This is a genomic window from Xanthomonas nasturtii (assembly GCF_001660815.1).
Taxonomy (GTDB): Bacteria; Pseudomonadota; Gammaproteobacteria; order Xanthomonadales; family Xanthomonadaceae; genus Xanthomonas; species Xanthomonas nasturtii.
Window position 1 is genome coordinate 12,790 of record NZ_LYMI01000038.1, and the last position, 24,931, is coordinate 37,720.

A 24,931-nucleotide genomic window follows, 5' to 3' on the forward strand; every position below is an offset into this window, starting at 1 on the left:
GCCGGCACGCGGCGCGTGCGGGCAGAGGCAAGAGAGAATCGCTGTGCTGGCCGAATATTTGCCGAGTCTGCTGTTTCTGATCGTCGCCACCGGTATCGGCATCGTGCTGATGTTGGTCGGTCGATTTCTCGGTCCGCGTAGTCCGGACCCGCGCAAGCTCTCGCCTTACGAGTGTGGCTTCGAAGCCTTCGAAGACGCGCGCATGAAGTTCGATGTGCGCTACTACCTGATCGCGATCCAGTTCATCGTGTTCGATCTGGAAATCATTTTCATCGTGCCGTGGACGCAGGTGTTCATGGAGATCGGCGCACGTTCGCTGGTCACCATGGGTCTGTTCGTCGGCATGTTGTTCCTCGGCTTTATCTACGTGTGGAAGAAGGGAGCGCTGGAATGGGAGTGATTCAGACCCTGGATCGTCTGATGACCAACCCGATGCCGGAAGGCCGGGTGGAAGACATCCTGCGCCCGGAAGGCGAAAACCCGTTGCTCGAAAAGGGCTACGTGACCACCAGCGTCGATGCGCTGCTGAACTGGGCGCGCACCGGCTCGATGTGGCCGATGACCTTCGGTCTGGCCTGTTGTGCGGTCGAGATGATGCACGCCGGCGCATCGCGCCTGGATCTGGACCGTTACGGCGTGGTGTTCCGCCCGTCGCCGCGCCAGTCCGACGTGATGATCGTGGCCGGCACGCTGGTCAACAAGATGGCCCCTGCGCTGCGCAAGGTCTACGACCAGATGCCGGACCCGAAGTGGGTCATCTCGATGGGTAGTTGCGCCAATGGCGGCGGCTACTATCACTATTCGTATTCGGTGGTGCGCGGTTGCGACCGCATCGTGCCGGTGGACATCTACGTTCCCGGTTGCCCGCCGACCGCCGAGGCGCTGGTCTACGGCATCTTGCAGCTGCAGAAGAAGATCTGGCGTACCCAGACCATCGCGCGCTGACACCCGTCTTCTTCTACCGAGAGCAGCCAAGCCCCCATGGCAGAGCAAGCATCCTCCTTCACTGACCGACTTGCGGCACGTTTCGCCGGTGCGCAGATCGCCGTGGCATTGCCGCGCGGCGAAGTGACGCTGGAAGTCGCTGCGGCAGATTGGCACGCCACCTGTCTGGCGCTGCGCGATGAGCTCGGTTTCGAACAGCTCAGCGACCTGTGCGGCGTCGATTACCTGGGCTACGGCAGCGACGAGTGGGATACTGCCGACGTGTCGTCGCAGGGCTTCAGTCGCGGCGTCGAGGGCAAGGCCGTCGGTCGTTTCGCCTGGGGCGAATTTCCCAGCCAGGAAAGTTCCACTGGCGCGCAGCCGCAGCACATGCCCAGGCAGCGCTTCGCAGTGGTCGCGCAGCTGATTTCCTACCAGCACAACCAGCGTCTGCGCGTGCGTTGCTACGCACCGGACGAGCAGGTGCCGGTGGTGGCCTCGTTGACCGATATCTGGCCGGGCGTGAACTGGTTCGAACGCGAAGCCTTCGACCTGTTCGGCATCGTGTTCGATGGCCACCCGGATCTGCGCCGCATCCTGACCGACTACGGATTCGTCGGCCATCCGTTCCGCAAGGATTTCCCGCTGATCGGCAACGTCGAAGTGCGTTACGACGATGAGCGCAAACGCGTGGTGTATGAGCCGGTGACCTCGGTCGAGCCGCGCGTCGGCGTGCCGCGCGTGATTCGCGACGATGCCCGTTATGAGACTGCCGCCGGTGAAGTGGGCAAGTCGGAGACTGCCAAGTGAGTGAGTTCCGCCAGGCAACCGATGCCTTCGCGAGCAATCCTGCCGAAAGCAAGCAGGAAATCCGCAATTACACGATGAACTTCGGCCCGCAGCATCCTGCGGCGCACGGCGTGCTGCGCCTGATCCTGGAAATGGATGGCGAGACCGTGGTGCGCGCCGATCCGCATATCGGGCTGCTGCACCGTGGCACCGAGAAGCTGGCCGAATCCAAGCCGTTCAACCAGTCGGTTCCGTACATGGATCGCCTGGATTACGTGTCGATGATGTGCAACGAACACGCCTACGTCCGCGCGATCGAGTCCCTGATGGGCATCGAAGCGCCCGAGCGTGCGCAGTACATCCGCACCATGTTCGACGAGATCACCCGCATCAAGAACCACCTGATGTGGGTGGGCTCCAACGCGCTCGATCTGGGCGCGATGGCGGTGATGCTGTACGCGTTCCGCGAGCGCGAAGAATTGATGGACGTCTACGAGGCGGTCAGTGGCGCGCGCATGCACGCAGCCTATTATCGTCCCGGTGGCGTGTACCGCGATCTGCCCGATCGCATGCCGAGGTACAAGGAGTCGCGCTGGCACAAGGGCGGGGCGCTGAAGAAGCTTAATGCGGCGCGCGAAGGATCGATGCTGGACTTCCTCGAAGACTTCACCAACACCTTTCCGTCGCGCGTGGATGAATACGAAACGCTGCTGACCGATAATCGTATCTGGAAACAGCGTACCGTCGATGTCGGCATCATCAGCCCTGATCTGGCGCGTGCCTGGGGCATGACCGGTCCGATGCTGCGTGGTTCCGGTATCGAGTGGGATCTGCGCAAGAAGCAGCCGTACGCCAAATACGATGCGGTGGAGTTCGATGTCCCGGTCGGCACCAACGGCGACTGCTACGACCGTTACCTGGTGCGCGTGGCCGAGATGCGCGAATCCAACCGCATCATCAAGCAATGCGTGAAGTGGCTGAAGGCCAATCCGGGCCCGGTCATGGTCACCAATTTCAAGGTCGCTCCGCCAAGCCGCGAAGGCATGAAGGACGACATGGAAGCGCTGATCCATCACTTCAAGCTGTTCAGCGAAGGCTACTGCGTGCCGGCCGGGGAAACCTATAGCGCGGTCGAAGCGCCCAAGGGCGAGTTCGGGTGCTACCTGATGTCCGATGGCGCCAACAAGCCGTTCCGCGTGCATCTGCGCGCGCCGGGTTTTGCGCATCTGTCGTCGATGGACGCCGTGGTGCGTGGCTATTTGCTGGCCGACGTCGTGGCGATGATCGGTACTTACGATTTGGTTTTCGGTGAGGTTGACCGATGAAGGCGACGGGTAATTTCGAAGCGGCGCGCGACGTCGATCCGCAGGTGGTGCTGAGCGACAAGACGCGCGCGCACATCGACCATTGGCTAGCCAAGTTTCCGCCCGATCGCAAGCGTTCGGCGGTGCTGCAGGGCCTGCATGCTGCACAGGAGCAGAACCAGGGTTGGTTGACCGACGAATTGATCGTCGGTGTGGCCAAGTACCTGGAACTGCCGCCAGTGTGGGCCTACGAGGTCGCCAGCTTCTACTCGATGTTCGAGACCGAGCGCGTCGGCCGCCACAACGTGGCGTTCTGCACCAACATCAGTTGCTGGCTCAATGGCGCCGAAGATCTGTTGGCGCATGCGGAAAAGAAACTGGGTTGCAAGCTGGGGCAGTCGACGGCCGATGGCCGCGTCTACCTCAAGCGCGAAGAAGAGTGCCTGGCGGCCTGCTCTGCAGCGCCGATGATGGTCATCAACGGCCACTATCACGAGCACCTGACGAAAGAGAAGGTCGACGCGCTGCTGGACGGGCTGGAATAAGACATGGCACATCATCACGCACCCTCAGGCCCGGTCGGTCCGGCGCCGCTGCCGCATCAGGTCGTCTATACGACCCTGCATTACGACACCCCGTGGTCGTATGAGAGCTATCTGAAAACCGGTGGCTACGCCGCGCTGCGCAAGATCCTCGAAGAGAAGATCGCGCCGGCCGACGTCATCGAAATGGTCAAGGCATCGAACCTGCGCGGCCGTGGCGGCGCAGGCTTCCCGACCGGGCTGAAGTGGTCGTTCATGCCCAAGGGCACGATGCAGAAATACATCCTGTGCAATTCGGACGAATCCGAGCCGGGCACCTGCAAGGACCGCGACATCCTGCGTTACAACCCGCATTCGGTGGTGGAGGGCATGGCCATCGCCTGCTACGCCACTGGCTCGACGGTGGGCTACAACTACCTGCGTGGCGAGTTCCACCACGAGCCGTTCGAAAACTTCGAGCTGGCACTGGCCGATGCGTACGCCAACGGCTGGCTGGGCAAGAACATTCTCGGCAGCGGCGTGGATATCGATATCTACGGTGCGCTGGGCGCTGGCGCCTATATCTGCGGCGAAGAAACCGCATTGATGGAATCGCTGGAAGGCAAAAAGGGCCAGCCGCGCTACAAGCCGCCGTTCCCGGCGAACTTCGGCCTCTACGGCAAGCCGACCACCATCAACAACACCGAGACCTATGCGTCGGTGCCGGCGATCATTCGTAATGGCCCGGAGTGGTTCCTCGGTTTGAGCAAGACCAAGAACGGCGGCCCGAAAATTTTCTCGGTCTCCGGTTGCGTGCAGAAGGGCGGCAATTTCGAAGTGCCGCTCGGCACCACCTTCGACGAATTGCTGGAAATGGCCGGTGGCCTGCGTCCGGGTCGCAAGCTCAAGGGCGTGGTGCCCGGCGGCGTGTCGATGCCGGTATTGAAGGCCGACCAGGTCGCTGGCCTGCAGATGGATTACGACACCCTGCGTGCGCTGGGCACCGGTCTGGGTTCGGGCGCCATCGTGGTACTGGACGACAGCGTCTGCTGCGTGCGTTTCGCGTGCCGCATCTCGCAGTTCTTCCACAAGGAATCCTGCGGCCAGTGCACCCCGTGCCGCGAGGGCACCGGCTGGATGCACCGCGTGCTGGAGCGCATCGTTGCCGGCAAGGCCACGATGGAAGACCTGCACCAGCTGCGCACGGTTGCCGGCCAGATCGAAGGGCACACCATCTGTGCGTTCGGTGAAGCGGCGGCATGGCCGATTCAGGGCTTCCTGCGCCAGTTCTGGGACGAGTTCGAGTACTACATCGTCAACGGTCGTTCGATCGTCGATACGCAAGTCGGAGTGGCTGCATGAGCGCCCAACCAGTGAACCCGAACGTCCCACCGGACCATGTCACCGTCGAGATCGACGGGCAGTCACTGGTGGTGCCGAAGGGCTCGATGATCATCCAGGCGGCCGATAAGGCCGGCATCCCGATCCCGCGCTTCTGCTACCACGAGAAGCTGCCGATCGCGGCCAACTGCCGCATGTGCCTGGTCGATGTCGAGAAATCACCCAAGCCGTCGCCTGCCTGCGCCACGCCGGTGATGGATGGCATGAAGGTCACCACGCGTAGCGAAAAGGCGCTGAAGTACCAGCGCAGCGTGATGGAATTCCTGCTGATCAACCACCCGCTGGACTGCCCGATCTGCGATCAGGGCGGCGAGTGCGAGCTGCAGGACGTTTCGCTCGGCTACGGCCGTTCGGTGAGCCGCTTCAACGAGCGCAAGCGCGTGGTGCCGGACGAAGACATCGGCCCGCTGGTCGCTACCGAAATGACCCGCTGCATCCAGTGCACCCGCTGTGTGCGTTTCACCGCAGACATCGCCGGCACCTACGAGCTGGGCGGCATGTATCGCGGCGAAAATCTGCAGATCGGCACCTACGACGGCAAGCCGCTGACCACCGAAATTTCCGGCAACGTCATCGACGTCTGCCCGGTCGGTGCGCTGACCAACAAGGTGTTCCAGTTCCGTGCGCGTCCGTGGGAATTGATGGCACGCGAATCGCTCGGTTATCACGATGCGATGGGCTCGAACCTGTTCCTGCATGTGCGTCGCGGCGAAGTGCTGCGCACCGTGCCGCGCGAGAACGAGGCAGTCAACGAATGCTGGCTGTCCGATCGCGACCGTTATTCGCATCAGGGTCTGTACGCCGAAGACCGTGCGATCAAGCCGCTGAAGAAGGTCAACGGTGAATGGACCGAGGTGAGCTGGACCGAGGGTCTGGCTGCCGCCACGCAGATCCTACGTGACAACGCCGGCGATCAGCTCGGCGTGCTGGTGCACCCGTCCACCTCCAACGAGGAGGGTGCATTGCTCGCGCGTCTGGCCGAAGGGCTGGGCAGCGGCAATCTGGACCACCGTCTGCTCAATCGCGATTTCTCCGACGCTGCGGTGGCCGAAGCATTCGCCACGCCGCTGGCCGAGATCGAACAAGCCGACGTGGTCGTGTTGTTCGGCACCAACGTGCGTCACGAGCTGCCGTTGCTGCATGCACGTCTGCGCAAGGCGCACATCCAGAACCGCACCCAGATTCACTCGGTCAACCCGGTCGATTTCGATTTCGCCTTCACCCAGGCCAGTCGGGCCGTGGTGGCGCCGTCGCAGTTGGCTGGCGCCCTGGACGACGTCACGCTGCACGATGCGGTCAAGGCGGCAAGCCGCGCTGTGATCGTGGTCGGTGCGCTGGTCGAAAATCATCCGCAGGCTGCCGCACTGCGTGCAGCTGCACGCGCTTTTGCCGCCGCAACCGGGGCATCGCTGTGCCGCATCCCGCAGGGCGCCAACGCTGTCGGTCTGGTCTCGCAGGGCGTGCTGCCCGCTGCGCGCGACGTGGCTGAAATGTTCGCTCAGCCGCGTCAGGCCTATGTGCTGTATGGCATCGAGCCGGGCCTGGACTTTGCCGATGCGGCCGCTGCACGCAGCGCGCTGGCCGGTGCCAAGGTCGTTGCCTTCAGCCAGTTCGCTTGTGCCTCGACGCGCGATGTGGCCGATGTGATCCTGCCGATCGGCGCGTTGCCGGAAATCGATGCATCGCTGACCAATCTCGACGGTCGCGTGCAAACCGCACGTGCTGCAGGCCGATTGCCGGTCGAAGCACGGGAAGGCTGGCGCGTGCTGCGTGCACTTGGTGGCGAGCTGGGCCTGCAGGGTTTCGAGTTCATCGATCTGGTCGGCCTGCGCGCCGGCATGCAGAACCGCAATGTGACCCCGACGGCGTCGGCGCAACCAACGGCCGCCAGCAACGGGTTGGAAGTCGCTGCGATTGCAGCGATCTACCGCACCGATGCAGTCGTCCGTCGCGCGGCTGCGCTGCAATCGCACCCGCTCAACCGTGCGCCGTGCGTAACGCTGCATCCGGAGCAGGCTGCGCAGTTGCAGGTCCAGGCAGGTCAGATGGTCAAGGTCGGTACCGATGCCGGTAAGGCAACGCTGCCGGTGGTGCTGGACAAGCGCGTCGCACCGGGCACGGTGTGGATCGAATCCGGCCATGGCGCAACCGCGCCGCTCGGTGCCGGTCGTGTAACGGTGGTGGCTGCATGAACGAATTGCTGTTGAACCTGGTCGACCCTTTGCACCAGTGGTTTCTGGGGCTGGGCGATGGCGGCGTGGTGCTCTGGTCGGTGTTGAAGATCCTGCTGATCACCGTGCCGGTGATCGTGTCGGTGGCCTTCTACGTCGTCTGGGAGCGCAAGCTGATCGGTTGGATGCACGTGCGCCACGGGCCGATGTACGTGGGCATGGGCATCTTCCAGGCCTTCGCCGACGTGTTCAAACTCCTGTTCAAGGAGATCGTGCAACCCAGCAGCGCGCACAAGGCGATGTTCATCATCGCGCCGTTGCTGACCCTGGCGCCTGCGTTTGCCGCATGGTCGGTGGTGCCGTTCGATGCGAAGCTGGTGTTGTCCAACGCCAACGTCGGTTTGCTGTATCTGCTGGCGATGACTTCGCTGGGCGTGTACGGCATCATCCTCGCCGGTTGGGCATCCAACTCGAAGTACGCCTTCCTGGGTGCGATGCGCTCTGCAGCGCAGGTGGTCAGTTACGAAATTGCGATGGGCTTTGCGCTTGTCGGCGTGATGATCGCCTCGGGCAGCGTCAACCTGAGCCAGATCGTGTTCGCGCAGGCAGGCAGCTCCGGCTTCTTCGACTGGTTCCTGATTCCGCTGTTTCCGTTGTTCATCGTGTACTGGGTGTCCGGCGTCGCCGAAACCAACCGCGCGCCGTTTGACGTCGTGGAAGGCGAATCGGAAATCGTTGCCGGCCACATGGTCGAATATTCGGGCGGTGCATTCGCGCTGTTCTTCCTGGCCGAATACGCCAACATGATCCTGGTCAGCTTCCTGATCTCGATCTTCTTCCTCGGCGGCTGGCTGAGCCCGATCCAGGGCTGGGTCAACGCGGATATATCGCCGTGGATTGACTGGTTGTGGACCGGCGGCTGGCCGTGGCTGCTTTTGAAGGTGTTCTTCTTCGCCAGCGCCTACATCTGGTTCCGTGCCAGCTTCCCGCGCTACCGCTACGACCAGATCATGCGTCTGGGCTGGAAGGTGTTCATTCCGCTCACGATCGTATGGATCGCAGTGACGGCGTTGATGGTGTTTTACGGCGTGATCCAGAAGGGCGTGTAATTGATGAACAAGATCACCCATTACTTCAAGAGCCTGTTGCTGCTCGAACTGCTTGGCGGCTTGTGGCTGACGTTGAAATACACGTTCAAGCCCAAGTACACCGTGCTGTATCCGATGGAGAAATTCCCACAGTCGCCACGGTTCCGTGGCCTGCACGCGCTGCGCCGCTATCCCAATGGGGAAGAGCGTTGCATCGCCTGCAAGCTGTGCGAGGCAGTGTGCCCGGCGCTGGCGATTACCATCGACTCGGCCAAGCGCGAAGATGGCTCACGCCGCACCACGCGCTACGATATCGACCTGTTCAAGTGCATCTTCTGCGGCTTCTGCGAGGAAAGCTGCCCGGTGGACTCGATCGTCGAAACGCACATCCTCGAGTATCACTTCGAGAAGCGTGGCGAGAACATTGTCAACAAGCCGCAGCTGCTGGCGATCGGAGACCGGTTCGAAACCGAGATCGCCGAGCGTCGCGCTGCCGATGCCGCCTTCCGTTGAGGTCATGATGGACTGGGTCACTATTGCTTTTTACGCCTTCTCCGCCGTCGCGGTCGTGTCCGCCGGTGCGGTGATCAGCGTGCGTAACCCGGTATATGCCGTGTTGTGCCTGATCCTCACTTTCTTCTCGATGGCATGCATCTGGTTGCTGGTTGGTGCCGAATTCCTCGGCGTCACGCTGGTGCTGGTCTATGTCGGCGCAGTGATGGTGCTGTTCCTGTTCGTGGTGATGATGCTGGACATCGACACCAGCCGCCTGCGCGAGGGTTGGGTCAAGTACATGCCGCTCGGAGTGATCGTGGCGGTCGCCATGCTGGCGCAGATGGTCACCTTGATCGGCGTCAAGTCGCGCAGCGCAACGCCGTTCCCGGCTGACAACGCAGCGGCGCAAGCCGCCGACAGTTCGAACCTGACCTGGCTGGCCAAGAGCCTGTACACCGAGTTCCTGCTGCCGTTCGAATTTGCCGCGGTGATCCTGACTGTGGCCGTGGTGGCTGCGGTGATGCTGACCTTGCGCAAGCGCACCGGCATCAAGCTGCAGAATGCCGGCGAGCAGTCGCGCGTGAAGGCGGGCGACCGTCTGCGCATGGTCAAAATGGCGGTTGAAAAGCCGGTACAGGTTGCGCCGAAGCGCGATGCGGCCGACGGACAGGAGGCGAAGTCTTGATTACCTTGGGCCACCTGCTTGGACTGGGTGCGGTGCTGTTCTGCATCTCCCTGGCCGGCATCTTCCTCAACCGCAAGAACGTCATCGTGTTGCTGATGTCGATCGAGTTGATGCTGCTGTCGGTCAACGTCAACTTCATCGCGTTCTCGCGCGAGCTCGGCGACACCGCCGGTCAGTTGTTCGTGTTCTTCATTCTGACGGTTGCCGCTGCGGAGGCTGCAATCGGCCTCGCGATCCTGGTGACTCTGTTCCGCACGCGCCGCACGATCAATGTGGCCGAAGTCGATACGTTGAAGGGCTGACCTGTAGATGGAAATCACTCTCTCCAAGAGTCTGCTGATCGCTGTGGTGCTTGCACCGCTGGTCGGCAGCATCATCGCCGGCCTGTTCGGGCGCCAGGTGGGCCGCAAGGGCGCACAGTACGTCACCATCCTCGGTGTGGCGGTCAGCTGCGTGTTGTCGTGCCTGACGCTGTATCAGCTGGTGGAGCAGGGCGCCAGCCCGTTCAACCAGAATCTCTACACCTTCTTCGATGTCGGTAATTATTCGGCGCATGTCGGCTTCATGGTCGACCGCCTGACCGCGATGATGATGGTGGTGGTGACCTTCGTGTCGCTGCTGGTGCACATCTACACCATCGGCTACATGGAAGAAGATCCGGGCTACCAGCGCTTCTTCAGCTACATCTCGCTGTTTACCTTCTCCATGCTCACGCTGGTGATGAGCAACAACTTCCTGCAGCTGTTCTTCGGCTGGGAAGCGGTGGGCTTGGTGTCTTACCTGCTGATCGGTTTCTGGTTCAAGCGCCCGACCGCGGTGTTCGCCAACATGAAGGCGTTCCTGGTCAACCGCGTCGGCGACTTCGGCTTCATCCTGGGCATTGCTGGCGTGTTGCTGTGGTTCGGCTCGCTGGATTACTCCACCGTGTTCGCCAACGCGACCACCATGGCCAATGCCAAGGTGCAGCTGTTCGCCGGCCACGAATGGAGCGTGATGACGCTGATCTGCATCTGCCTGTTCATTGGCGCGATGGGCAAGTCGGCGCAGGTGCCGTTGCACGTGTGGCTGCCGGACTCGATGGAAGGACCGACGCCAATCTCGGCGCTGATCCATGCTGCGACGATGGTGACTGCCGGCATCTTCATGGTCGCGCGCATGTCCCCGCTGTTCGAGCTGTCGGAAACCGCGTTGAACTTCATCCTGTTCATCGGTGCGACCACGGCCTTCTTCACCGGCCTGATCGGCATCGTGCAGAACGACATCAAGCGTGTGGTTGCGTATTCCACGCTGTCGCAGCTGGGCTACATGACCGTTGCACTGGGCGTGTCGGCATATTCGGCGGCGGTGTTCCATCTGATGACGCACGCCTTCTTCAAGGCGCTGCTGTTCCTGGCTGCCGGCTCGGTCATCATCGGCATGCACCATGAGCAGGACATGCGCAAGATGGGAGGCCTGCGCAAGTACATGAAGGTGACGTACTGGACCAGCGTGATCGGCACCCTGGCGCTGGTGGGTACGCCGTTCTTCTCCGGCTTCTACTCCAAGGACACCATCATCGAGGCAGCCGCACACCATGCGCACGAATCGCATAGCTGGATCGCGACGTATGGCTACTGGGCAGTGCTGGGCGGCGTGCTGGTCACCAGCTTCTACAGCTTCCGCCTGCTGTTCCTGACCTTCCACGGCAAGGAGCGTTTCCGCGATGCCCATGCGCACGACACGCATGCACATCACGACAGCGCGCACACCGATGCCGAAGCGCAGGTCCACGCGCACGACAGCCATGCGCACGACGTACATGCACACGATACGCACGGCCACGACGACCACGGCCATGGTCATCACGGTGCCCACGAACCGCACGAATCGAAGTGGGTGGTGACGCTGCCATTGATCCTGTTGGCGATTCCGTCGGTGGCGATCGGCTTCTTCACCATTGGTCCGATGCTGTTCGGCACCGATTGGCAGGGTCACCATGCGGCGCACGCGCTCAAGGGCCAGGCCGTCTCGTTCTTCACCGGCATCGTCGACTTCTACGACCCGGCACGCGACACCGTCGGTGCGCTGGCTGAAGAATTCCACGGTCCGGTTGCGTTCGCGTTGCACGGCATGACCGCTGCACCTTTCTTCCTGACGGTCGCAGGTTTGCTGCTGGCCGCGCTGTTCTACCTGTGGAAGCCCGACCTGGCCACCAAATCGCGCAAGGCATTCGCGCCGATCGTGTGGTTGCTGGAAAACAAATACGGCTTCGACAAGCTGTGGATCAATGGCTTCGCCGGTGGTGGCGTTGTCCTTGGCAAGGCGTCACGTGCAATCGACACCCATGTGGTCGACGGCGTGGTCGTCAATGGTTCTGCCCGACTGATCGACCTGGCTGCAAATCTGCTGCGTCGCACGCAATCCGGTTTCCTCTATCACTACGCCTTCGCAATGATCATCGGTTTGATCGCCTTGTTGGCGGTACTGATGCATTTCTGGCGTTGACCTGTACGGAATAAGAAAACGTGTCGAACTGGCCTTTACTGTCTATCTTGATCTGGCTGCCGATTATCGGCGGCGCCCTGATCCTTGCGTTACGCAACGCCGAAACCGCCCGGTGGGCATCGTTGGCGGTGGCGGTGGCGACCTTTGCGCTGAGTCTGCCGCTGCTGGGCTACGACACCGCCAATGACGCCCTGCAGTTCATCGAACTGCACGCATGGATCCCGGCCTACAACATCGGCTACAACCTGGGCGTGGATGGCATTGCGGTCGCGTTGATCGTGCTGACCACGCTGGTGACGGTGCTCGCCCTGATCGGTGCCTGGCGCTCGATCGACAAGCGCGTCAATCAATACGTCGCCGCCTTCCTGATTCTGGAAGGCGTCACGGTCGGCATCTTTGCCGCCACCGACGCGATGTTGTTCTACGTGTTCTTCGAAGCCATGCTGATCCCGATGTTCCTGATCATCGGTGTCTGGGGCGGCCCGCGGCGCATCTACGCGGCGATGAAGTTCTTCCTGTACACCTTCCTCGGCTCGGTGCTGATGCTGGTCGGCCTGGTGTATCTGTATCTGAAGGGTGGCAGCTTCCAGCTGGCAGACCTGTATGCGCTGCAGCTCACCGCAAAGGAACAGACCTGGATCTTCTTCGCGTTCCTGATCGCGTTTGCGGTCAAGGTGCCGATGTTCCCGGTGCACACCTGGTTGCCGGATGCCCACGTCGAGGCGCCGACCGCCGGTTCGGTGATCCTGGCGGCGATCGCGCTGAAGATCGGCGGCTACGGTTTCCTGCGTTTCAATCTGCCGATCGTGCCGGACGCCAGCCACGAGTTCGCCTGGCTGGTCATCGCGCTGTCGCTGATCGCGGTGGTCTATGTCGGCCTGGTGGCGCTGGTGCAGGAAGACATGAAGAAGCTGGTGGCGTATTCGTCCATCGCGCACATGGGCTTCGTCACGCTCGGTACGTTCATCGCCTTCACCCTGGTGCGCGAGTACGGCAGCACCGACGCTGCGCGCCTCGGCCTGCAGGGTGCGATGGTGCAGATGATTTCGCACGGCTTCGTGTCCGGTGCGATGTTCTCCTGCATCGGCGTGCTCTACGACCGCATGCACACCCGTCGCATCGCCGACTACGGCGGCGTGGTAAACGTGATGCCGTGGTTCGCCACCTTCGCCATGCTGTTCTTCATGGCCAATGCCGGCCTGCCTGGCACCAGCGGCTTCGTTGGCGAATTCATGGTGATCCTGGCCAGCTTCCAGAAGCATCCCTTGGTTGCCTTCGCTGCGGCGACCACGCTGGTGATCACCGCCGCTTACACGCTGTGGCTCTACAAGCGCGTGTTCTTCGGTGAAGTGGCCAACGCACACGTGGCCGAGCTGAAGGACATCAATGGCCGTGAAGCATTCGTCCTGGGGGTGTTCGCTGCCGGCGTGCTGGCCCTGGGCCTGTATCCGAAGCCGCTGACCGATCTGATGGAACCATCGATCGCCAAGCTGGCTACCCAGATTGCCGCGACCAAGCTTTGACCGCTTGCCGTACGTTTTGATTTTCAGGATTTGATGATGACCACGCCAACGCTCGCGCCGTTGACCACCGCTGACTTGGCTCCGCTCGTACCGGAGCTGGTGCTGATCGGCGGCGCCTTCGCACTGCTGATGCTCGACCTGTTCGTGAGCCAGCGGAACAAGGTCTGGACCCACCTGTTCTCCGTTGCCGTCCTTGCCGTGGTGCTGGTGTTGCTGGCGACCGGCACGGGCGGGCAGGGCGACATCTTCAACGGCATGTTCGTTCGCGACACTGCGGCCGATGTCATGAAGACCGTGATCGTGCTGGTCAGCGGGCTGAGCCTGGTCTATGGCTGGACTTACCTGCGCGAGCGCAATCTCTACCAGGGCGAAATTCCGGTGTTGGTGCTGTTCGCCACCGCCGGCATGATGCTGCTGGCGTCGGCCGGTAGCCTGCTGATGGTTTATCTGGGTCTTGAGCTGCTTGCGCTGTGCTCCTACGCGCTGGTCGCATCCAACCGCGACAATGGTCTGGCCACCGAAGCGGCAATGAAGTATTTCGTGCTCGGTTCGCTGGCATCGGGTCTGCTGTTGTACGGCATGTCGCTGGTTTACGGCGCTACCGGTACGCTCAGCCTGGCCGGCATCCACGATGCGATCGAGGGCTCCAACGAGCGCACGCTGTTGCTGACCGGCACCATCTTCATGATCGCCGGCGTCGCCTTCAAGCTGGGCGCTGCGCCGTTCCATATGTGGCTGCCCGACGTGTACCAGGGCGCGCCTGCGCCGATCGCGCTGTTCATCAGTTCGGCGCCCAAGCTCGCGGCGTTCGGTATGGCGTATCGCCTGCTGGAAGTCGGCATGGGGCCGCTGTCGCCACAGTGGCATCTGCTGATCGGCGGTCTGTCGGCACTGTCGTTGGTGGTGGGCAACCTGATGGCCATTGCGCAGAGCAATCTAAAGCGCATGCTCGCGTACTCGACCGTTTCGCACATCGGCTTCCTGCTGATGGGCGTTGCCGGCGGTGGCGAAGAAGGCTATGCGGCGGCAATGTTCTACGCGGTCAGCTACACCATCATGTCCACCGCGTCGTTCGGCGCCATCATCGCGCTGTCGCGCAATGGGTTCGAGGCGGAGAACATCGACGACTTCAAGGGACTCAATGCGCGTAACCCGTGGATGGCAGGGCTGGTGCTGTGCATCATGGCCTCGCTTGCAGGCATCCCGCCGTTCCTTGGCTTCTGGACCAAGCTGGCAGTGCTGGGTGCGGCGGTGAAGGGCGACATGTTGTGGCTGGCGCTGGTCGGCGTGATTTGCGCTGTGATCGGTGCGTACTACTACCTGCGTGTCATCAAGGTCATGTACTTCGACGAGCCGGTGGGCGAGCCTTTGCCGGCCAACAACGACCGCGTGCTGGGCGCCGTGCTTGGCGTCAATGCGCTGGCCTTGCTGGCCCTTGGCCTGGCCTGGAGCCCGATCATGGTGTGGTGCCAGCGCGCATTCGCCGGCCTTGCTTAAGTGAAGGCAGACCGGTCCTAGGTCTGGCGGTGCTCCACGCCACGTGTGCGGCACTGGACTAAAATAAAGCTGCATTTACTATTTCGTTTTTGTTGCATTGCGGTTATCATTCGCCGCGACGTTGAACAGCCGCCACGCTGTTCAACAGATGAAAAACTAGGGCTTGCAATTGCCGCTCAAGTTCTTCATAATTCCGCTTCTGCTGCGGGGTGGAGCAGTCTGGCAGCTCGTCGGGCTCATAACCCGAAGGTCGCAGGTTCAAATCCTGCCCCCGCTACCAAGTTTCGAATTGTTGCTTTATCGCAGTAATTCAACTTCTTGGATCGTAAAGACGCATGTTCCCGTCTTTACGCCGACCCTGAGAGGTCGGGCTTTTTTCACGCAAGGGGCCCATCGGGCCCCTTGTTTTTTCCGGAACCGGAAAGTTTGCTGCCGGTTGCCGGGGTTCTACTGGCAATCATCTGATCAGGGCAGTCTGTGAGCGAAAAAGCGACCGAAATCGCGAATCTGCTGAGTCCAACGGTTGAGTCCCTGGGCTTGGAACTGCTGGGCGTGGAATATCTTCCTGCCCCAGGTGGCGCCACATTGCGCCTGTACATCGATGTGCCGCTGGCCGAGCAGCCCGAGCGTGTCATCAACGTCGACGACTGCGAGCGTGTGAGCCGTGAAGTGTCGGCCCAGCTCGATGTCGAAGACCCGATCAGCGGCAACTACACCCTGGAAGTCTCTTCGCCGGGTGTGGACCGTCCGCTGTTCACGCTGGAACAGTTCGCGCGCCATGCCGGCGAATCCGCAAAGATCGTATTGAAGCTGGCCCAGGACGGTCGGCGCCGCTTCCAGGGCCCGATCCTGCGCATCGATGCCGAGGCCGGCGCCGTAGTGTTTGCGGTCGATGGCAAGGACGTGCAGATCGCCTTCGACAATATCGACAAGGCGCGCATTCTGCCCGACTGGGTCGCGTTGGGCCTGGCACCGCAGAAACCGAATAAGCCCGGCCCGAAAAAACCCGGGCACGAGAAGAAGAAACCATCCAACGAGTCGGCGGCTGGCAAGCCGCGCGCGGAGTGACGAAATGAGCAAGGAACTTTTGCTGGTAGTGGATGCGGTCGCCAACGAGAAAGGCGTGCCGCGCGAAGTGATCTTCGATGCGATCGAGGCCGCGCTGGCTTCCGCAGCGAAGAAGCGCTATCCCGACCAGGACGTGCTGGCACGCGTCACCATCGATCACAAGGACGGTAACTACGAAACCTACCGTCGTTGGGAAGTGGTGGCCGACGATGTAGTGATGGAATCGCCGGACCGCCAGGTGCGTCTGATGGATGCCATCGAGGAAGCCGACGGCGTGGATGTGGGCGACTACATCGAAGAACAGATTGAAAACCCCGACTTCGGTCGTATCGCCGCGCAGGCCGCCAAGCAGGTGATCGTGCAGCGTGTGCGCGAGGCCGAGCGTCAGCAGGTGGTGGATGCGTGGAACGATCGCGTGGGCGAGCTGATCACCGGTGTGGTCAAGCGCGCAGAGCGCGGCAACATCTTTGTGGACCTGGGCGGCAATGCCGAAGCCTTCATTCCGAAGGACAAGGGCATTCCGCGCGACGTGTTGCGCCCGGGCGACCGCGTGCGCGGTTATCTGGCCGAAGTGCGTTCCGAGCCGCGTGGCCCGCAGCTGTTCATCAGCCGCGCCGCGCCGGAATTCATGATCGAACTGTTCAAGCTCGAAGTGCCGGAAGTGGGCCAGGGCCTGGTCGAGATCAAGGCCTGCGCACGCGATCCGGGCGACCGTGCCAAGATTGCGGTGATTGCACACGACACCCGCACCGATCCCATCGGCGCGTGCATCGGCATGCGCGGTTCACGCGTGCAGGCGGTGTCCAACGAGCTCAATGGCGAGCGCGTGGATATCGTGTTGTGGAACGAGAACCCGGCCAATTTCGTGATCAATGCGATGGCGCCGGCCGAAGTGCAGTCGATCATCGTCGATGAAGACAAGCACTCGATGGATCTGGCCGTGGCAGAAGACCGCCTGGCCCAGGCGATCGGCAAGGGCGGCCAGAACGTGCGTCTGGCCAGCCGCCTGACCGGGTGGCAGCTCAACGTGATGACCGCCGACCAGGTGGCCGCCAAGTCCGAGGCCGAGCAGGCAGCAGCGCGCCAGCTGTTCATGGATCGCCTGGAAGTGGACGAAGAAATTTCCGCAATCCTGGTGTCCGAAGGCTTCAGCACGGTCGAAGAAATCGCCTACGTGCCGGTCGGCGAGTTGCTGGCGGTGGAAGGCTTCGACGAAGACATCGTCGAAGAACTGCGCGCCCGTGCCCGCGATGCGTTGCTCAACGCCGCGCTGGCCGAAGAGGAAGGCCTGGAAGGAACTCAGCCCACCGAGGACCTGCTGGCGCTGGAGGGGATGGACGAGGAGACGGCCTTTGCTCTGGCCGAGCACGGCGTGCGCACCAGCGAGGACTTGTCGGACCTGGCCGCGGACGAGATCGTCGACTTCGGCATCGAGGGTCTGACCCAGGAGCGCGCCGCCGCGCTGATCCTGGCAGCCCGCGCCGAGGAGATCGCCCGTTTGGAGCGCGGCGAATGAGCCGGCAATGAACCGCGCCCTGACCCCATCAGGGCTTAGAATCAGCGCTTCCCTTGCTCTGGGCGAGGGGGCGCCAACCAGATCATAGGATCCGAATGTCGCAGCAAACCACCATCCGCAAGCTTGCCGAACTGGTCAATACGCCGGTCGATAAACTGCTGGTTCAACTGGCCGAGGCCGGAATGAAGTTCAGCGGTCCCGACCAGGTCGTGACCAGCACCGAGAAGATGAAACTGCTTGGCTTCCTGCGTCGCACGCATGGCAAGGCCGACACGCCCGCCGAAGCGGCGAGCGAAGCAGCCAAGAAGATCACACTCAATCGGCGCAAGCTGCAGGAAGTGACGGTCAGTGCCGGTCGCACCAAGACCACGGTCAACGTGGAAGTGCGGCAGAAGCGCACCTACGTGAAATCCGAAAACGAGGGCAGCGGCCGCGCCGCGCCGATGACGCCGGACGAGGAGCGCGCAGACATCCTGGCCAAGCTCGCCGCCTCGCGTCAGCGCAATCTCGACGAGCAGCAGGCGCTGGCCGAAAGCGACCGCGTGCGCGACGAAGCGATTCAACGCAAGCGCGAAGAAGAGCAGGCTGCCAAGGATCGTGCAGAAGCCGAGCGCAAGGCTGCCGAGGAAGCCACTGCGGCTGCCAGTGCGCCGGCCCCGGTGGCTGCCGCGCCGACGCCGTCTGCAGCAGCGCCTGCTGCACGCGCGCCGTCGTCACCCTCCGCGCCGCGTCCGTCCCGTCCGGCAGGCGCATCGCCGGCCTCGCGTCCGGCAACGCCGGCACGTCCGGACGACCGTAACAACAATGCCGCCAAGCACAAGACGCGCGGTTCGCACGTCATGGTCGCCGGTGTCGAAGACGACGATGCGACCAAGCGCTTCGCCGGGCAGTTGCATCTGTCCGCGGCCGATCGCGCGCGTCGTTCCAATGTGCGTGGCAAGCCGACCGGTCGTCCCGGTTCGTCGTCCTCGCGCCGTGGCAACGACAACGGCCGTGGTAATCAGTCCAACAGCGGGCCGCACGGGTTCGAACGTCCTACCGCGCCAGTGGTGCGTGAAGTGGCGATCGGCGAGACCATTACCGTTGCAGACCTGGCGCAGAAGCTCGCGCTCAAGGGCGGCGACGTGGTCAAGGCGCTGTTCAAGATGGGCGTCATGGCGACCATCACCCAGAGCATCGATCACGACACCGCCTCGCTGGTGACCGAAGAACTCGGCCACAAGGCTGTGCGTGCCGACAATGCCGACTTCGAGGACGCGCTGCTGGCGCATGCCGAAGACGCGCAGGGCGACACCACCTCGCGTCCGCCGGTGGTCACCATCATGGGTCACGTCGATCACGGCAAGACCTCGCTGCTGGATTACATTCGTCGCACCAAGATCGCTTCGGGTGAAGCCGGCGGCATCACCCAGCACATCGGTGCCTACCACGTCGAAACCAACCGCGGCGTCATCAGCTTCCTGGATACGCCCGGCCATGCCGCGTTTACCTCGATGCGTGCCCGCGGCGCCAAGATCACCGACATCGTGGTGCTGGTCGTTGCAGCAGACGATGGGGTGATGCCGCAGACCAAGGAAGCGGTGGCGCATGCCAAGGCGGCAGGCGTTCCGTTGATCGTGGCAGTCAACAAGATCGACAAGGCCGGCGCGGATCCGCTGCGGGTCAAGAACGAGCTGCTGGCCGAAAACGTGGTGGCCGAAGACTTCGGTGGCGACACCCAGTTCATCGAAGTGTCGGCCAAGCTCGGTACCGGTGTGGACACGCTGCTGGATGCGATTTCGCTGCAGGCCGAAGTGCTGGAACTCAAGGCAGTGGCCGATGGCCGCGCCAGCGGTACCGTCATCGAATCCTCGCTGGACAAGGGCCGCGGCCCGGTCGCGACGGTGCTGGTGCAGCAGGGTGCGCTGAAGCGTGGCGACTACCTGGTGTGCGGCATTCAGTACGGCCGCGTGCGTGCGCTGTTCGACGAAACCGGCCATCAGCCGGCCTCGGCGGGCCCGTCGATTCCGGTGCAGGTGCTCGGCTTGTCCGGCGTGCCGGAAGCCGGCGACGACTTCGTGGTCGTCGACGACGAGCGTCTGGCCAAGGACGTGGCGCAGCAGCGCGAAACCAAGCGCCGCGAGTCGCGTCTGGTCGCCTCGGCCAGCAACCGCATGGAAGACATCCTGGCCCAGATGGGCAAGGGTGATGGTCAGCAGGTGTTGAACCTGGTGATCAAGGCCGACGTGCAGGGTTCGGTGGAAGCGCTCAAGCAGTCGCTGGTGGCGTTGTCCAACGACGACATCCGCATCAACGTGATCCACTCCGGCGTGGGCGGCATTACCGAATCCGATGCGAATTCGGCGGCGGCTTCCAAGGCCACGATCATCGGCTTCAACGTGCGTGCAGATGCTTCGGCGCGCAAGATCGTCGAGTCCAACGGTATCGATCTGCGTTACTTCTCGATCATCTATGACGTGATCGACCAGGTGAAGCAGGTGGCGTCCGGTCTGCTCGGTGTGGAAATCCGCGAAGAGATCATCGGTATTGCGCAGGTCCGCGATGTGTTCCGCAGCTCCAAGTTCGGCGCGGTTGCAGGCTGCATGATCATCGAAGGTGTGGTGAAGCGCAGCAAGCCGATCCGCGTGCTCCGCGACAGCGTCGTGGTGTTCGAGGGCGAGCTGGAATCGCTGCGTCGCTTCAAGGAAAACGTCGACGAAGTGCGCAACGGTACCGAATGCGGTATCGGCGTGAAGGCCTACAACGACGTCAAGGCCGGCGACCAGATCGAGTGCTTCGAGCGTATCGAAGTCGCCCGCACGCTGTAACGAAGACGGGACCCGGGACCGGGGACCGGGAACCCGGGAGAAGCGAAAGCGAAGGCGCTTGCTCTTCCGGGTTCCCGGTCTCCGGTTCCGGGTCCTGAACCAAAAGGTTCCAGGCCATGCCAACCAAATCATTCCATCGCACCGACCGCGTCGCTGCGCAGGTGCGTCGCGACCTCGGCACGATTGTGCACGCGGCCGTGCGCGACCACGGCTTGCCGTCGGTCAGCGTTTCCGATGTCGAAATCACTCGGGACCTGGCGCATGCCAAGGTGTTCGTCACCGCGCTGCAACAGGAACGCTCGGTCGAAGCGGTCAAGGGGCTCAAGGAAATCGCCGGGCAGCTGCGCACGCAGTTGGCACGCGCGATGAAGCTGCGTCATGTGCCCGAGCTGCACTTCCATTACGACGATTCGGTCGATCGCGGCGAGCGCATCGACAACCTGCTGCGTGACCTGGACGACATTGGCCCCGAGGCCGCATCCAGCGACGAAGATCCCGAACAGCGCTAAGCGCTGTGACGGCCTGCCGCCTCTGCTGCGGCCCTGATTCCCGCGGGCGCCCACGGCGCCCGATTCGAGCACCGATCTTTTGAAACCCCGCATCGTCTATCGCCCGTTGCACGGCATCCTGTTGCTGGACAAGCCGGCCGGGCTCAGTTCCAACACTGCGTTGCAGGCCGCGCGCCGGTTATTGCGTGCGGAAAAGGGCGGCCACACCGGCAGCCTGGACCCGCTGGCCACCGGCTTGCTGCCGTTGTGCCTGGGCGAGGCGACCAAGATTGCCGGCTTGCTGCTTGGTTCGGCCAAGGCGTACGACGCCGAGGTGGTACTGGGCGTCACCACCGATACCGACGACGCCGATGGCGAGCCGCTGCGCGAGCGTGTGGTGCCTGCGCTGAGCGAAGACGCATTGCGCGCGGCCTTGGCTTCGTTTATCGGTCGCATTCAACAGCAGGCGCCGATCTATTCCGCGCTCAAGCAGGGCGGCGAGCCGCTGTATGCCAAGGCCCGGCGTGGCGAGGTGATCGAGGCGCCGGTGCGCGAGGTCGATGTGCAGGCGATCGAGGTGCTCGGTTACAACGCGCCGCGTCTGCAACTGCGGGTGACCTGCGGCTCGGGCACCTATATCCGTAGCCTGGCGCGCGATCTGGGCGAGGTGCTGGGTTGCGGCGCGCACATCGCATCGCTGCGCCGGCTGTGGGTGGAGCCGTTTCGCGCTCCGCAGATGATCACGCTGGAGGCACTGTCGGCAGCGCTGGACGCGGGCACCGAGCCGCGGGATCTATTGCTGCCGATCGAAGCCGGCCTGGTCGATTTTGCGCGGATTGTGCTCGATCAGACCCATGCGGCCCGTTTCCGCATGGGGCAACGCTTGCGCGATGCTGCGTTTCCGGTGGGCCAGGTGGCCGTGTTCGGACCCGACGGAAGCCCTTCGGGCCTGGGCCTGGTGGATGCGGACGGGCGCCTGTCGCCGCAGCGCTTGTTCAATGGTCTGAACGAAAATTCGGGCTGTTAAGATTTTGTCAACTTGTTCCCTGGGCCGCGCGACGGTACAATTTCGCGGCCCCGATCGGGGCACCTCAGCGCCAAGCGCGCTCATCCTGAGCAAACGGCGAGTCCGGCGGTGCGTCATGCACGTTCCTGTCGACCACGCATCTATCGAGAAAACATCATGTCTGTCGACACCCAGAAAGTTATTGAAGACAACAAGCGCAGCGCCCAGGACACCGGTTCGCCGGAAGTGCAGGTCGCTCTGCTGACCGCGCGCATCGAGCTGCTGACCGGTCACTTCAAGACCCACAAGAAGGATCACCACAGCCGTCGTGGCCTGCTGCAGATGGTCAACCGTCGTCGCAGCCTGCTCGACTACCTGAAGAAGAAGGACAACGATCGTTACAAGTCCTTGATCGAGAAGCTCGGCCTGCGCCGCTAATCGAGTCTTACCGCCGCGGCGCAGCGATGCGCCGCGGTTTTGTTTTTGGTCAATCGCACTACGTTACTGGCAACACGCATTCTTGGGCCGGAGCCTCCCGGCCGCCCGTTCTCGGCATGGGTCGACGACGGTCCAACGCAGACAGCAACACCTAAGGGAAAAAACCTCCGTGGCAAAAATCACCAAAACCTTCCAGTACGGCAAGCACACCGTCACTCTTGAGACGGGCGAAATCGCTCGCCAGGCAGGCGGCGCCGTCATCGTCAAGTTCGACGACACCGTACTGCTGGTCACCGCCGTCGCCGCCAAGAGCGCGCGCGAAGGGCAGGACTTCTTCCCCCTGACGGTCGATTATCAGGAGAAGTTCTACGCCGGCGGCCGCATCCCGGGCGGCTTCTTCAAGCGCGAAGGACGCGCGACCGAGAAGGAAACGTTGATCTCGCGCCTGATCGATCGCCCGATCCGTCCGCTGTTCCCGGAGGACTACAAGAACGAAGTGCAGATCATCGCCACCGTGATGTCGATGAACCCGGACATCGACGGCGATATCGCCGCGCTGATCGGTGCATCGGCCGCGCTGTCGCTGGCCGGCACCCCGTTCAACGGCCCGATCGCTGCGGCGAAGGTCGGTTACAAGAATGGCGAATACATCCTCAACCCGACCGTGACCGAGCTGAAGGATTCGCAGCTGGAGCTGGTCGTGGCCGGTACCGCAAATGCGGTGCTGATGGTCGAGTCCGAAGCCGAGCTGCTGTCGGAAGAAGTGATGCTGGGCGCAGTGACGTTCGGCCATCGCGAGATGCAGAAGGTCATCAATATCATCAACGAGCTGACCGTCGAAGCCGGCACCAAGCCGTCCGATTGGGTGGCCCCGGCGAAGAACGAGGGCATGATCGCCGCGCTGAAGGAAGCGGTGGGCGAGCAGCTCGCGTCGGCTTTCCAGGTGCGTGACAAGCTGCAGCGCCGCGATGCGATTTCGGCCATCAAGAAGGACGTGCTGGGTTCGCTGGCGCCGCGTGCCACGATCGAAGGCTGGGCTTCCGGTGATCTGGCCAAGGAATTCGGCGAGCTGGAATACCAGACCATGCGTGGCTCGGTGCTGAGCACCAAGGTGCGTATCGACGGCCGTGCACTGGATACCGTGCGCCCGATCAGCGCCAAGGCCGGCGTGTTGCCGCGTACCCACGGCTCGGCACTGTTCACCCGTGGCGAAACGCAGGCGATCGTGATCACCACGCTCGGCACCGCACGCGACGGTCAGGTCATCGACGCCGTCTCGGGCGAGTACAAAGAGAACTTCCTGTTCCACTACAACTTCCCTCCGTACTCGGTGGGCGAGTGTGGTCGTTTCGGTGCGCCGAAGCGCCGCGAAATCGGCCACGGCCGTCTGGCCAAGCGCGGCGTGCTCGCCGTGATGCCGAGTCTGGAAGAATTCCCGTACACCATCCGCGTGGTCTCGGAAATCACCGAATCGAACGGTTCCTCGTCGATGGCATCGGTCTGCGGCAGCTCGTTGGCGCTGATGGATGCCGGTGTGCCGATCAAGGCGCCGGTCGCAGGTATCGCGATGGGTCTGGTGAAGGAAGGCAACGACTTTGTCGTGCTCTCCGACATCCTGGGTGACGAAGATCACCTCGGCGACATGGACTTCAAGGTGGCCGGTACCGCCGAAGGCGTGTCCGCGCTGCAGATGGATATCAAGATCGAAGGCATCACCGAAGAGATCATGAAGCAGGCATTGCAGCAGGCCAAGGCCGGCCGTCTGCACATCCTGGGCGAGATGGCGCATGCCCTGACCACCCCGCGTCAGGAACTGAGCGACTACGCGCCGCGCCTGCTGACCATCAAGATCCACCCGGACAAGATCCGCGAAGTGATCGGCAAGGGTGGCTCGACCATCCAGGCGATCACCAAGGAAACCGGTACGCAGATCGACATCCAGGACGACGGCACGATCATCATCGCCTCGGTCAACGCGATCGCCGCGCAAGCTGCCAAGTCGCGTATCGAGCAGATCACCTCGGACGTGGAGCCGGGCCGCATCTACGAAGGCAAGGTCGCCAAGATCATGGACTTCGGCGCGTTCGTCACCATCCTGCCGGGCAAGGATGGCCTGGTGCACGTCTCGCAGATTTCCAGCGAGCGCGTGGAGAAGGTCGGCGACAAGCTGAAGGAAGGCGATCTGGTGCGCGTCAAGGTGCTGGAAGTGGACAAGCAGGGCCGTATCCGTCTGTCGATCAAGGCAGTGGAAGAAGGCGAGGGCGTGCCGGCTTCGGCCGAGTAATCGCTGTTGGCTGATGCATCACGCGTGACGCGTGATGCATGACGAAAGAGCGGGCTTCGGCCCGCTTTTTTGTTGTGCGCTTGATTCCTTCTCCCTGCGGGAAAAGGTGCCCCAAAGGGGCGGATGAGGGTACGTGCAAAGCCTTGTGATGTTCGAAATGTAAGTGGTCGCCCCTGAAAAACCCCCAAACCACATCCATTGCAGGGCGTCCCCCGCGTTTTCGGCGTGCTGGAACTGCCAGTTTTCGTTAATGTACGCACTGGTTTCTGGCAGTTTTCGCCCATGCGCACACGCCGTCCCGCTGCCGATCACTTACCTGCCGATGAGTTGTTTCGTTCGCGTCTGGAAAACCAGATCGACCTGCGCCATCCACTGGTTCAACTAAGCCATCGGCTGCCGTGGAGTGCGTTGGAGCAGGCGCTATCGCCACGATTGCCGGCCA

General features: G+C 62.6%; 21 protein-coding genes, 1 tRNA gene and 1 pseudogene. All 23 read left to right on the top strand.

What is annotated here, in order from left to right; translation table 11 throughout:
• Positions 1-43 precede the first annotated feature (43 nt).
• Positions 44-400: an NADH-quinone oxidoreductase subunit A gene (locus A7D16_RS14360; protein WP_003485539.1), complete on the top strand. Its 357-nt coding sequence runs from the start codon at positions 44-46 to the stop codon at positions 398-400.
• Positions 391-945 (top strand): NuoB/complex I 20 kDa subunit family protein, encoded by a 555-nt coding sequence (locus A7D16_RS14365; protein ID WP_010371165.1) that lies wholly within the window; start codon positions 391-393, stop codon positions 943-945. The genes A7D16_RS14360 and A7D16_RS14365 overlap by 10 nt, the downstream gene beginning before the upstream one ends.
• A gap of 36 nt (positions 946-981) precedes the next feature.
• Positions 982-1,734: an NADH-quinone oxidoreductase subunit C gene (locus tag A7D16_RS14370; RefSeq protein ID WP_064633840.1), complete on the top strand. Its 753-nt coding sequence runs from the start codon at positions 982-984 to the stop codon at positions 1,732-1,734.
• Positions 1,731-3,038 (top strand): NADH-quinone oxidoreductase subunit D, encoded by a 1,308-nt coding sequence (locus tag A7D16_RS14375; RefSeq protein WP_064633843.1) that lies wholly within the window; start codon positions 1,731-1,733, stop codon positions 3,036-3,038. Before A7D16_RS14370 ends, A7D16_RS14375 begins: the two co-directional genes overlap by 4 nt.
• Entirely contained in the window at positions 3,035-3,562 is a 528-nt protein-coding gene (gene nuoE, locus A7D16_RS14380) for an NADH-quinone oxidoreductase subunit NuoE (protein WP_064633844.1), read from the top strand. Before A7D16_RS14375 ends, nuoE begins: the two co-directional genes overlap by 4 nt.
• 3 nt (positions 3,563-3,565) lie before the next feature.
• Entirely contained in the window at positions 3,566-4,900 is a 1,335-nt protein-coding gene (nuoF, locus tag A7D16_RS14385; RefSeq protein WP_011259746.1) for an NADH-quinone oxidoreductase subunit NuoF, read from the top strand.
• The gene (gene nuoG / locus A7D16_RS14390; protein WP_064633845.1) at positions 4,897-7,131 is read left to right on the top strand and encodes an NADH-quinone oxidoreductase subunit NuoG; all 2,235 of its coding nucleotides are present in this window, start codon (positions 4,897-4,899) and stop codon (positions 7,129-7,131) included. The genes nuoF and nuoG overlap by 4 nt, the downstream gene beginning before the upstream one ends.
• Entirely contained in the window at positions 7,128-8,219 is a 1,092-nt protein-coding gene (gene nuoH / locus A7D16_RS14395) for an NADH-quinone oxidoreductase subunit NuoH (RefSeq protein WP_064633846.1), read from the top strand. Before nuoG ends, nuoH begins: the two co-directional genes overlap by 4 nt.
• A gap of 3 nt (positions 8,220-8,222) precedes the next feature.
• On the top strand, positions 8,223-8,711 hold the full coding sequence (nuoI, locus tag A7D16_RS14400) for an NADH-quinone oxidoreductase subunit NuoI (RefSeq protein ID WP_002810206.1): 489 nt from the start codon (positions 8,223-8,225) through the stop codon (positions 8,709-8,711).
• 4 nt (positions 8,712-8,715) lie between these two features.
• Entirely contained in the window at positions 8,716-9,378 is a 663-nt protein-coding gene (locus tag A7D16_RS14405) for an NADH-quinone oxidoreductase subunit J (RefSeq protein ID WP_181920640.1), read from the top strand.
• Entirely contained in the window at positions 9,375-9,680 is a 306-nt protein-coding gene (nuoK, locus tag A7D16_RS14410) for an NADH-quinone oxidoreductase subunit NuoK (RefSeq protein WP_005914274.1), read from the top strand. The genes A7D16_RS14405 and nuoK overlap by 4 nt, the downstream gene beginning before the upstream one ends.
• Positions 9,681-9,687: 7 nt before the next feature.
• A complete protein-coding gene (gene nuoL, locus A7D16_RS14415) occupies positions 9,688-11,862 on the top strand; it encodes an NADH-quinone oxidoreductase subunit L (protein WP_064633847.1) in 2,175 nt (724 codons plus the stop codon).
• A 20-nt stretch (positions 11,863-11,882) separates the two neighbouring features.
• A complete protein-coding gene (locus A7D16_RS14420) occupies positions 11,883-13,385 on the top strand; it encodes an NADH-quinone oxidoreductase subunit M (protein WP_064633850.1) in 1,503 nt (500 codons plus the stop codon).
• Between the two features lie 36 nt (positions 13,386-13,421).
• Positions 13,422-14,882 (top strand): NADH-quinone oxidoreductase subunit NuoN, encoded by a 1,461-nt coding sequence (gene nuoN, locus A7D16_RS14425; RefSeq protein WP_064633851.1) that lies wholly within the window; start codon positions 13,422-13,424, stop codon positions 14,880-14,882.
• A 203-nt stretch (positions 14,883-15,085) separates the two neighbouring features.
• Positions 15,086-15,162: transfer RNA gene (locus A7D16_RS14430), tRNA-Met, on the top strand.
• 197 nt (positions 15,163-15,359) lie between these two features.
• Complete coding sequence (rimP, locus tag A7D16_RS14435; RefSeq protein WP_064633853.1) at positions 15,360-15,950, top strand: ribosome maturation factor RimP; 591 nt, start codon at positions 15,360-15,362, stop codon at positions 15,948-15,950.
• Between the two features lie 4 nt (positions 15,951-15,954).
• Positions 15,955-17,466 carry a transcription termination factor NusA gene (nusA, locus tag A7D16_RS14440; RefSeq protein ID WP_064633856.1) on the top strand — a complete coding sequence of 504 codons (1,512 nt, stop codon included), beginning with the start codon at positions 15,955-15,957 and terminating at the stop codon, positions 17,464-17,466.
• A gap of 95 nt (positions 17,467-17,561) precedes the next feature.
• The gene (gene infB / locus A7D16_RS14445) at positions 17,562-20,273 is read left to right on the top strand and encodes a translation initiation factor IF-2 (RefSeq protein WP_064633857.1); all 2,712 of its coding nucleotides are present in this window, start codon (positions 17,562-17,564) and stop codon (positions 20,271-20,273) included.
• 116 nt (positions 20,274-20,389) lie between these two features.
• Positions 20,390-20,782, top strand: coding sequence for a 30S ribosome-binding factor RbfA (gene rbfA, locus A7D16_RS14450; protein WP_064633858.1), 393 nt, complete (start codon positions 20,390-20,392; stop codon positions 20,780-20,782).
• Between the two features lie 79 nt (positions 20,783-20,861).
• The gene (gene truB, locus A7D16_RS14455) at positions 20,862-21,788 is read left to right on the top strand and encodes a tRNA pseudouridine(55) synthase TruB (protein WP_064633859.1); all 927 of its coding nucleotides are present in this window, start codon (positions 20,862-20,864) and stop codon (positions 21,786-21,788) included.
• A gap of 156 nt (positions 21,789-21,944) precedes the next feature.
• Positions 21,945-22,205 carry a 30S ribosomal protein S15 gene (gene rpsO, locus A7D16_RS14460; protein ID WP_005991399.1) on the top strand — a complete coding sequence of 87 codons (261 nt, stop codon included), beginning with the start codon at positions 21,945-21,947 and terminating at the stop codon, positions 22,203-22,205.
• 169 nt (positions 22,206-22,374) lie between these two features.
• Positions 22,375-24,489, top strand: coding sequence for a polyribonucleotide nucleotidyltransferase (gene pnp / locus A7D16_RS14465; protein WP_064633861.1), 2,115 nt, complete (start codon positions 22,375-22,377; stop codon positions 24,487-24,489).
• A gap of 282 nt (positions 24,490-24,771) precedes the next feature.
• Positions 24,772-24,931 (top strand): annotated as a pseudogene (locus tag A7D16_RS21715) (IS5/IS1182 family transposase); the annotation flags it as partial.